1 protein-coding gene is annotated in these 1,160 nt (G+C 52.2%); it reads left to right on the top strand.

What is annotated here, in order from left to right; genetic code table 11:
- Positions 1 to 394: 394 nt before the first annotated feature.
- A partial coding sequence (locus Q7K71_05875; GenBank protein ID MDO8675624.1) for a histidine kinase dimerization/phospho-acceptor domain-containing protein occupies positions 395 to 1,160 on the top strand: 766 nt, incomplete at its 3' end.

Raw genomic sequence — 1,160 nt, 5'->3', positions numbered from 1 at the left:
GAGCGCACATTTGGGGTTCGATCGATGGAAGGCAATTGCATTTTGGTTGGCCTGGCGGCCCCTCCGGTTACTTTTATGAGTTGACGTACGTTTCTTAACGGCAGATTTAGGGGCTTATTTAGGCCTATTTTTAAAATACTTTAAAAAGATTTCATAAAAACAGCTGATTTGCCCCACAAATGCACCAAACCGGTGCAATTTCAATTAAAAGGGCACTGGACACCCCCAGGTACGCAGGGAAGTTTTACCGATGCGTGGTATGAATCAAGGCCTAGAATTGATTCACACAGGTTGCCATCCCAACCGGAGGATTGATGTATCTCCCCAAGATTCCCTTTGTCCGATGGAAGACGGCGACGCCAACGGGCATGGCGGTTTAACCAATTGACAACACATGCATCGTCTACTTGAGCGACAAATCCGGCGCAATTTCGGTTCTATCGAGCAGATACCGGAAAACTGGCATGCCTTCATTGCCGCGGTCGACGATGCCTACCTCAAAGCCGACAGTGACAAGGCGCTGGTCGCGCGCTCACTCGACATCATGTCGGCGGAACTCAACCAACGCAACGAATCCCTGTCCCGCGAAAAGGACGAGCAGGGGGTACTGATCGCACGGCTGGAACAGGCACAAAACCAGTTGCTGCAGTCTGAAAAAATGGCGTCGATCGGCCAACTCGCAGCCGGTGTTGCACACGAGATCAACAACCCCATCGGCTACGTCAACTCCAACCTGTCAACGCTGGGGGGCTACGCCAACGATTTACTGGAGATGATCGGTGTTTACGAACAGACCGAGACCGCACTCCCCCCGAAGGAGCGCGATGCCATCACGACCAACAAGCAGCGCCTGGAAATTGATTACCTGAAAACCGATATACCCGCCGTATTGCGTGAATCCAAAGAGGGCATCGGCCGGGTGAAGAAGATCGTGCAGGATTTGAAAGATTTTTCGCACCCCGACGAAGGGAAATTTTCCTTGGCGGACATCCACCAGGGTATTAACTCCACCCTCAACATCGTCGCCAACGAAATCCGCTACAAAGCGGACGTCGTCACGGAGTACGGCGACATTCCAGACATTGAGTGCATCCAGTCGCAGCTCAATCAGGTCTTCATGAATTTGCTGGTCAATGCGGCACACGCCATGAATGGGGTGC

The sequence above is a fragment of the Candidatus Omnitrophota bacterium genome, assembly GCA_030650275.1.
Lineage (GTDB): Bacteria > Omnitrophota > Gorgyraeia > Zapsychrales > Fredricksoniimonadaceae > JACPXN01.
This window is presented reverse-complemented; position numbering and strand designations above follow the sequence as displayed.